The organism is Variovorax paradoxus, from assembly GCF_024734665.1.
In the GTDB taxonomy this organism is placed as follows: domain Bacteria; phylum Pseudomonadota; class Gammaproteobacteria; order Burkholderiales; family Burkholderiaceae_C; genus Variovorax.
Genome location: NZ_CP102931.1, coordinates 1,805,777 through 1,815,737 on the forward strand (window position 1 = coordinate 1,805,777; position 9,961 = coordinate 1,815,737).

The 9,961-nt window shown below is 68.4% G+C and carries 2 protein-coding genes; both read left to right on the forward strand.

What is annotated here, in order from left to right; all coding sequences use genetic code 11:
• Positions 1-32: 32 nt before the first annotated feature.
• Positions 33-5,330: a non-ribosomal peptide synthetase gene (locus NWF24_RS08490; protein WP_258353798.1), complete on the forward strand. Its 5,298-nt coding sequence runs from the start codon at positions 33-35 to the stop codon at positions 5,328-5,330.
• Positions 5,330-9,958: a type I polyketide synthase gene (locus tag NWF24_RS08495; protein ID WP_258353799.1), complete on the forward strand. Its 4,629-nt coding sequence runs from the start codon at positions 5,330-5,332 to the stop codon at positions 9,956-9,958. The genes NWF24_RS08490 and NWF24_RS08495 overlap by 1 nt, the downstream gene beginning before the upstream one ends.
• Positions 9,959-9,961 lie beyond the last annotated feature (3 nt).

Sequence of the window (9,961 nt, forward strand, 5' to 3'; positions counted from 1 at the left end):
TGCGCCCCTACTAATTTTCTGGAGTGAGCGAGATGGCAGACACGGCAGCAACGACGGTGAGTCTGGGGCATCACCCGGTCTCCGCAAACTTCGTGGAACACCTGCGGGCATTGGCGCAAAGCCGGCCGGACGACGTCTGGCTCACGGTGGCGGGTGAAGCGGATGGTGCCTACTTCGAGAAGCCGATCACCTACGCCGTCTTCGAGTCGCGCGTGCGCGCGCTGGCGGCCCGCCTGCAGCAGCAGTTCGCCAAGGGTGAGCGCGCCCTCGTCATGCTGGACAACGACGACCACTACGCCGTGAGCATGCTGGCGTGCTTCTACGCTGGCGTGATCGCAGTGCCGGTGTTTCCGCCCGAATCCATGCGGCCACAGCATCTCGCGCGGCTGACGGGCATTGCGCAAGATTCGCAGGCGCGCTGTGTGCTGACCTCGGCGGCGATGCGTGCCGCGATGGACGGCGCAGCCGAAGCATTCGCAGAGGCGGCAATGATTTCCGTCGACGAGGTGAGCCTCGCGCTCGCCGATTCGTGGACGCCGTTCGCGCCCGCCGCGGACGACGCGGCATTCCTGCAATACACCTCCGGCTCGACCTCCGCCCCCAAGGGCGTGATCGTGACGCACGGCAACCTCATCGCCAACGAACGCGCCATCCGCGACGGCATGGGCATCGGGCCGGACGACAAGTTCGTGTCGTGGGCGCCGCTCTATCACGACATGGGCCTCATCGGCGGCCTCATGCAGCCGCTCTACAGCGGCGTTCCGTTGGTGCTGACCTCGCCGCGCTACTTTCTCGAAAGCCCGGTGCGCTGGCTGGAACTGATCTCGCGCCATCGCGCCACCCTGAGCGGCGGCCCCGACTTTGCCTATCGCCTTTGCCTCGACCGCGTGAAGGGCGCGCGGCTGGCGGGGCTCGACCTCTCGACATGGCGCGTTGCCTACACCGGCGCCGAGCCCGTGCGCGCCGACACCGAAACCGAATTCATCGAGCGATTCGCGCCCGCGGGCTTCGGCCCCGACGCCGTGTATGCCTGCTACGGCCTCGCGGAAGCGACCCTGTTCGTCACCGGCGGCCGACGCGGCGCCGGGCTGGTCGCGCGCACTTTTTCCGCCGATGCGCTGGCCAAGGGCGAGGGTGTGGAAAGCACGCAGGGCACGATGCTGGTCGGCTGCGGCGCCGCGCCAGACGGCCACGACGTACGCATCACAGACCCCGATTCAATGGCCGCGCTAGACGCCGGCCGGGTCGGCGAAATCTGGGCCAACGGCCCGAGCATCTGCGCCGGCTACTGGGGCAAGGAGCGCGAAACCCGCGAAACCTTCTCCATGCATGAAGGGCGGCGCTGGCTGCGCACCGGCGATCTCGGCTTCATGCACGACGGGCAGCTCTACGTGACGGGCCGCATCAAGGACCTGATCATCGTTCGCGGGCACAACATCTACCCGCAGGACATCGAACGCACCGTCGAGACCGAGATCGAGGCCGTGCGCAAGGGGCGAGTCGCCGCCTTTGCGGTGTCGGGGCCGGATGGCGAAGGCATCGGCGTGGCAGCGGAGGTTTCGCGCAGCATGCAGAAGCTCGTGCCGCCGCATGTGCTGGTCGAGGCGCTGGGCGCTGCGGTCAGCGAAGTGTTCGGCGAGGCGCCGTCCGCCGTGGTGCTGCTCAACCCGGGCGCACTGCCCAAGACATCGAGCGGCAAGCTGCAGCGCCAGGCGTGCCGCGCGGGGCTTGCGGCGCGCAGCCTCGATGCGTACGCAATTCACGAGCACGGCGTCTTCACACTCGGCGGCAGCGGGTCTTCGATTCCGGCGGAAGCACCGGTGCTCGACGAAATCGGAGAGGCGATCTCGGCCATCTGGAGGGAAGTACTCAGGTGGCCCGAAGACCGTGCGTTGGCGCACGACGCGCACTTTTTCACCTCGGGCGGCAATTCGCTGGCCGCGGTTCAAGCATGCGCGCGTATCGCACGGCGCTGGGACATCGGGTTCGATCTGCGCGACCTCTTCGAGCAGCCCCGGCTGAGCGCTTGCGCGGCCATCGTGCGCAGCCGCAAGGACCGTCCGGGCCGCGCGCCTGGCATGGCGGCCATCGAAGCGCTGTCCGCCGAGCGTCGGCTGCAGCCCTTGCCACTGTCGCACGCACAGGAGCGCCAATGGTTCCTGTGGAAGCTTGCGCCGCAGAGTACGGCGTACCACATGAGTGGCGCGCTGCGCCTGTCGGGCACGCTGGATGCTGCCGCGATGCATGCCGCGTTCGAAGACATCGCCGCGTGCCACGAGTCGCTGCGCACGGTGTTCCTGGCAGGCGCTGACGGCACGGCAGAGCAACTGATCAGCCCGTCGTGGGCGCCGCTTCTGAACGTGATCGATCTGCGTCACCTCGCGGTCAGCGAGCGCGAAGCACGTGCCGCAGAAGAAGCGCAGCGGCTGCATGCCGCGCCCTTCGATTTGACGCAGGGGCCATTGCTGCGCGTGGCGTTGATCCGCCTGTCGGACACCTCGCATCTGCTGGTGGTGGTGATGCATCACATCATTTCCGACAGCGCGTCGATGCAGGTGCTGCTCGATGAGTTGGCGGCCGGCTATGCCGCGCGGCTGAAGGGCGATGCCCCGTCTCGCCGCGCTGCGCCGCGCATCCAGTACGTCGATCATGCGGTGTGGCAGCGCAACTGGCTGGCAGTGGGCGAGGCCGAGCGGCAACTGGCCTGGTGGCGCACGCAGCTCGGCGAAGAACATCCCGTGCTGGCGCTGCCGATAGACCGCCCGCGCACGGCGCAGATCGGCTACCGCGCGGCTCGCCACAGCGTTGAAGTGCCTGCGGTGCTGCTGGCCGGCTTGCGCCAGGCCGCGGCGACCGAGGGTGCCACGCTGTTCATGGTGCTGCTGGCCAGCTTCCAGGCGCTGCTGCACCGCTACACCGGGCAGGAAGACATCCGCGTCGGCGCGCCAGTGGCCAATCGCAGCCGTGTTGAGGCGGAAAACATCATCGGCTTCTTCGTCAACACGCTGGTGCTGCGCAATCGGGTCGGTGGTCGCATGCGCCTGTCGGATGTCGTGGCGCAGGCGAAAGAAGCGGTGCTGGGCGCGCAGACGCACCAGGACCTGCCCTTCGAGCAACTGGTCGAGGCGCTGCAGCCGCAACGCAGCCTGAGCCAGAGCCCGCTGTTCCAGGTGATGTTCAACCACCTGGTCGAAGACTACCGGGCATTGGCGCAGTTGCCGGGGCTCGAGGTTGCGCACCATGCGCTGCCTGACGGAACGGCGCAATTCGAACTCGTGCTGGAAGCCCGCGAGACACCCGATGGCCGGTTGACGCTGGGGCTGGTCTACGCGGCGGAGCTGTTTGACCGGGAGACGATCGAGCGGATGGCGGGGCACTACGTGGCGGTGCTGCAGGCATTGACTGCCCAGGCTGAGCTGGCAGTGGGTGACGTGGCGCTGGTGGGGGCGGCCGAGCGCGCACAGCTTGTGGCATGGAGCGAGAACGCGCGCCGCCACGAAGGCGAGCAGCCGGTGCACCGCCAGATCGAGGGGCACGCGAAGCTCAAGCCGCAGGCGCCTGCTTTGGTCTTCGGTGAAGAAGCTCTGAGCTATGCCGAGCTCAATGCGAGAGCGAACCGATTGGCGCACCGCCTGATCGCCTCGGGCGTGGGCCCCGATGTGCTGGTGGGGATCTGCGTGGAGCGCTCGACAGAAATGATGGTGGGCATCCTTGCAGTGCTCAAGGCGGGTGGTGCTTATGTACCCCTTGATCCTGAGTACCCCGCAGACCGTCTTTCCTACATGGTCGAGGACAGCGGTATCGCGCTGCTCCTGACCCAGAGCCACCTGCGTTCGCTGATCCCGGGTGCCGACGCATTGCAGGTGCTGGAGCTCGACACCCTCGATACGGCGTCCGAGTCCGAGGTCGACCCGCAAGTCGCCCTGCACGGCGAACACCTCGCCTACGTCATCTACACCTCAGGCTCCACCGGCCGACCCAAGGGCGCAGCCATTCGCCATTGCGCGCTGTTCAGCTGCATGGCCTGGATGCAGGAGTTCTACACCCTCGCAGGTGCAGACACGGTCCTGCACAAGGCCCCCTTCGGCTTCGACGTGTCCGTCTGGGAGATGTTCTGGCCATTGACCTCAGGGGCAAGACTGGTCATCGCCAACCCGGGCGATCACCGCGACCCGGTGCGCTTGGTCGAACTCATCCAGAAGCACCAGATCACGACGCTGAACTTCGTGCCCTCGATGCTGCAGGCCTTCCTGGCGTACGAGGGCATCGAAGCAACGACCAAACTCAAGCACATCATCTGCGGCGGAGAGTCCATGCCCGCGGCCACGCAGAGGGAAGCGCTGCAGCGCCTGAGCGGCGCCACGCTGCAGAACCTGTACGGCCCGACGGAGACGACGATCCACGTCACCCAGTGGACATGCCGGGACGACGGCAGCACGCAAGTGCCGATCGGCCGGCCAATCAGCGAGACGCAGGCGTATGTGCTGGACGGGAGCCTGAACGAAGTACCGGTGGGCGTGGCGGGCGAGCTGTACCTGGGTGGCATCAACCTCGCACGGGGATACCTGAAGCGACCAGGGCTGACGGCAGAGCGCTTCATCGCAGCGGCCAACGGAAGCAGGCTGTACCGCACGGGCGATCTGGTGCGCTGGAACAACGAGGGCCAGCTGGAGTATCTGGGGCGCATCGACCATCAGGTGAAGGTGCGAGGCTTCCGCATCGAGCTGGGGGAGATCGAGGCGCAGTTGCAGGCGCAGCCGGAAGTCAGGGAAGCCGTGGTCGTTGCGAACGAAGGCCCTGCAGGAGCGAGGCTCGTGGGCTACGTCTCGGGACAAGGCATCGACACGGCCACGCTGCGCGAACGCCTCGCAGAAGCACTGCCGGACTACATGGTCCCCAGCGTCATCGTGGTGCTCGACGCGCTGCCGCTGAACGCCAACGGCAAGGTAGACCGCAAGGCACTCCCCACCGCCGCCATCACCAGCGACAAACCCTACGAAGCCCCGCAAGGCCCCATCGCCGAAACCATCGCCGCCATCTGGGCCGAAGTGCTGCAGATGGACAAGGTCGGCACTCACGACAACTTCTTCGACCTCGGCGGGCACTCGCTGCTGCTGGTTCGCGTGCACCGCCTGCTCGAAGACAGGCTGCGCACCACCGTCGCGCTGGTCCAGCTTTTCAAGTACCCCACGGTCGGCTCGCTGGCGCAGTGGATGGCGCGCGGCGCCGATGCGCCCGCGGCGTTGTCGCCCACGGCCGGCGACGACCGTGCGCTGCGCCAGCGCGCCGCCTTGCTTCAACGTCGCAAATCCGCGGAAAGAGTCAACTGATGAACACCCTCAACGAGCAGGCCACGCAGGCCGATGCAGCCACCGGCATCGAGATCGCCATCGTCGGCATGGCGGGGCGCTTTCCGGGCGCCGACGACGTCGATGCGTTCTGGCGCAACATCCGCGACGGCGTGGAGTCCATAGCCGGCTTCACCGACGAGCAGCTGCGCGCGCAAGGCATTTCGCAGGAACTGCTCGACGACCCTGCTTACGTGAAGGCGGGTGTCCAGTTCAAGGGCTTCGACCAGTTCGACGCCGGCTTCTTCGGCTACTCGCCGCGCGAAGCCGAGTACCTCGATCCGCAGCAGCGCATCTTCCTGGAGTGCGCATGGGCAGCACTGGAGCATGCCGGCTGCGATGCGCACACCTGGCCGGGCAAGATCGGCGTGTACGCGGGCGAGGGCCCGAACCTGTACCTCATGCGGCACCTGCTGCCCGCATTCGGCCTGGGCGACGGACGCGGCATTGCCGATCTGCTGGGCCTCATGAGCGGCAACTCCGGCGGTTCGCTGTGCACCCGCGTGGCCTACAAGCTCAACCTGCGCGGCCCGGCAGTGACGGTGCAGACCGCCTGCTCGACCTCGCTGGCCGCGGTGCACACCGCCTGCCAGGCGCTGCTGGGCTACGACTGCGACATGGCGCTGGCCGGCGGCGTGTGGCTCAACCTGCTGCAGGACGGCGGCTACCTCTACCAGGCCGGCGCCATCCTCTCGCCCGACGGCCACTGCCGCGCCTTCGACGAGAAGGCCGCGGGCACGGTGATCGGCAGCGGTGCGGGCCTCGTGGCACTCAAGCGCCTGGACGACGCGCTGCGCGACGGCGACACCATCCACGCCATCATCAAGGGCACCGCCGCCAACAACGACGGCGCCGACAAGGTCGGCTTCACTGCGCCCAGCGTGAACGGCCAGGCCGAAGTCATCCGCGCGGCGCAGCTGATTGCCGGCGTGACCGCCGAATCCGTCGGCTACATCGAGGCGCACGGCACGGGCACGGTGCTCGGCGACCCGATCGAGCTGGCCGCGCTGACGCAGGCCTTCCGTGCCGATTCCGATCGCATCAACTACTGCGCCATAGGCTCCGTCAAGACCAACGTCGGCCATCTCGATGCGGCGGCTGGCGTCACCGGTCTCATCAAGACGGTGATGGCGCTCAAGCACAAGACGCTGCCGGCCAGCCTGCATTTCGAGCGGCCCAACCCGCAGATCGATTTCGCGGCGAGCCCGTTCTACGTCAACGCCGCCACCAAGGCATGGCCCGCCGGTGCCACGCCGCGCCGCGCGGGCGTCAGCTCGTTCGGCATCGGCGGCACCAATGTGCATGTGGTGCTCGAAGAGGCGCCGGCCGCGAAGCCGGCCGAAAGCCCGTCCAGCTGGCAGGTGCTGCCGCTGTCGGCGCAGAACGCCGCTGCGCTGCAGGAGGCCGGCCGGCAGCTCGGTCGCCATCTCGAAGCGTCTGCCGACCAATCGCTCGCCGACGTCGCGCACACCTTGCAGAGCGGCCGCCGCCCGCTGCCGCTGCGCGCGGCCATCGTCGCCAACGGCCATGCCATGGCCGCACAGACGCTGCTGTCGCCCGAGGGCGGCTTCGAGCAGGTGACGCGTGCACCGGCCACCGCGCCCGAGGTCGCCTTCCTGTTCCCCGGCGGCGGCACGCAACACGCCAACATGGGCGCGGCGCTGTACCGCGACGACCCGGTGTTCCGCGGCGAGGTCGATCGCTGCTGCGCCTTGCTGAACGACGCGATGGGCATGGACCTGCGCCAGCTGCTTTACCCCGCAGCCGGCGCCGAAGCCGCGGCCGACCAGAAGCTGTCGTGCATCGAATACACGCAGCCGGTGCTGTTCATCGTCGAATACTCGATGGCACGCGCCTGGATGGCGCGCGGCGTGCAGCCCGCCGTGATGCTGGGCCACAGCCTCGGCGAGTACGTGGCCGCCTGCCTGGCCGGCGTGTTCAGCCTGGAGGACGCACTGCGCATCGTCACCACGCGCGGCCGGCTGATGCAGTCGATGCCCGCAGGCGCCATGACGGCCATCGCGCTGCCCGAGGACGAACTCGCGCCGTTCCTCCAGGCGGGCTGCGACATCGCCGCGATCAACGGCCAGCAGCTCTGTGTGCTCGCGGGGCCGCTGCAGGCCATTGAAGCGGCAGAAAAGCAATTGCTCGCCAGCGGCCTCATGCCGCGTCGCCTGCACGTTGCCATCGCTTCCCACTCGGCCATGACCGAGTCCATCGTGGCCGAACTGCAGCAGGTGGTTGCTTCGGTGCCGCGCCATGCGCCGCGCATTCCTTTCATCTCCAACGTCACTGGTCAGCCGATCACGGCTGAGCAGGCTGTGGACCCGGCCTACTGGGGTCGCCATCTGCGCAGCACCGTGCGCTTTGCCGACGGACTGGCCGCGCTGCTGGGCGTGGCCGGGCGCGTCGTGCTCGAAGTGGGCCCCGGCGAAACTCTGGCCGGCCTCGCGCGCCAGCATCCGATGGCCGAGTCGGCCGCGGGCATCTGGGCGAGCCAGGCGCATCCGCAGCAGCAGGTCCGCAACGAGCGGCAGCTGGCCAGCGTGACCGGCGCGCTCTGGTGCGCCGGTGTCGAGATCGACTGGGCCGCCTGCCGCGCGGGCCAGCCGCGCCGCCAGGTGCCACTGCCTACTTACCCGTTCCAGCGCCAGTCGTACTGGATCGAAGCGGGCACTCTCGAGGGCGGTGCCAAGGCAGTGCCTGCAGCCAACGCCTTCTACGTGCCCACCTGGAAGCGCACCGAGCCGCTGCTTGCGGTGCACACCCCCGCGCCGGCCGGCACCTGCACGCTGGTGTTCGGCGAAACGCGCAGCCTCACCGACAGCCTGATCCGCCACCTGCACCGCGATGCCGACACGCATCCTGTGGTCTGGGTGGAGCAGGGGCCGGGCTTCGTCGAGATCAGCCCGCGCCACTACGCGGTGCGCCCCGGCGAGCGCGCCGACCACGAGCAGGTGCTGCGCAAGGTGCAGGCCGAGCTGGGGCCGGTCTCGAAGATCTATCACCTGTGGAGCGTGGACGACGAGCTGGCAGCGCCTTCGCAGTCGAGCGAGATACTGGAGCGTGGCTTCTTCAGCCTGCTGGCCCTGTCGCAGGCACTCGACAGCGCGTCGGCCGGCAGCGAGCGCAAGCTGGCGATCCAGGTTGTCACCAACCAGATGGAAGACGTGAGCGGGCTGGAGCCCCTGTGCCCCGAGAAGGCCACGCTGTTCAGCCTGGCCAAGGTGATCGGGCAGGAGTATCCGCACATCGACTGCCGCGTCATCGATGTGGTGCTGCCCACAGCCGGCAGCGATGCCGAGGCATGGCTGGTGAAGCAGCTCGCGGCCGACATGTCGGCGCGCAGCGATGAGCCGCTGGTGGCGTACCGTGGCCCTCACCGCTGGATCAAGGCCTACGAGCCTCTCGCATTGCCGGCGCCGGGCGCAGGGCCGCAGCAGCGGCTGCGCACCCACGGCGTGTACCTGATCACCGGTGGCCTTGGCGGTGTGGGCCTCTCCGTGGCGCGGCACCTCGCCAAGTCGTGGCAGGCAAAGCTGGTGCTGTTCGGACGCACGCCCTTGCCCGAGCGCAGCACCTGGGAGGCGCTGGCCGCATCGCCTGAGCAGCCCGCGGCACTGCGCCAGAAGCTGCTGCAGCTGCTCGAACTCGAAGCCCTTGGCGGCGAAGTGCTCGCGCTGTCCGCGGATGTGTCTGATGCCGCGCAGATGAAAGCAGCCGCCGCGCAGGCCCGGCTGCGCTTCGGCGCAATCCACGGCGTGATCCACGCGGCGGGCCACGCCAGCAGCGGGATGATCGGCAGGCGCACCCGCGCCATGGTCAACGCCGTGTTCGCGCCCAAGCTGCGCGGCACGCAGGCGCTGCTCGAAGCGGTGCGCGAAGACGCACTCGATTTCGTGCTCTTCTGTTCATCCATTTCCAGCATGGCCGGCGGCCTGGGCATGAGCGACTACGCCGCGGCCAACGCGTACCTCGACGCACTGGCCGCGCAGGTGCAGCGCAGTGCGCGACACGCGGTGTTCTCGGTCAACTGGGACGCCTGGCGCGACCTTGGCATGGCCGCCGGCATGGTGCTGCCCGAAGGCGTCGGCATGGACGGCCCCGAAGGCGCGCTGGCGCTGGAACGCATCGTCAACGGCCCGGCGTTCTCGCAGGTCGTGATCTCCACGACCGACCTGGCGCAGCGCCTTGGCAAGCTCGACAGCGGCATGCTCGAGCTGATCGAGTCCGGCCCGTTGGCCCACGCCGCGCGCGCGGGCCGCCGCAACCATCCGCGCCCCGCGCTCGACACGCCCTACGTCGCGCCCGACGGCGACCTCGAGACCGGCCTTGCCGCCGTCTGGCAGGACATGCTGGGCATTACCGCCATCGGCATCCACGACAACCTGTTCGAGTTGGGCGGCGACTCGCTGCTCGCCATCCAGATCCTGGCGCGCGTGCGCAAGGCTTACGAGGTCGAGCTGCATCCGGCTGCCTTCTTCAAGGCGCCAACCATCGCCGACCTGGCCCTGCTGGTCGAGACCCGGCTGATCGAAGAGATAGAGAACAGCGAACACGGCGACCCGGCCGATGCCGCCACACCGGACCGACTGTCCGCCACCGTCTGAAAC

Coding starts and splice junctions, on each gene's coding strand:
- NWF24_RS08490 (WP_258353798.1), top strand. CDS start 33: ATGGCAGACACGGCAGCAACGACGGTGAGTCTGGGGCATCACCCGGTC.
- NWF24_RS08495 (WP_258353799.1), top strand. CDS start 5,330: ATGAACACCCTCAACGAGCAGGCCACGCAGGCCGATGCAGCCACCGGC.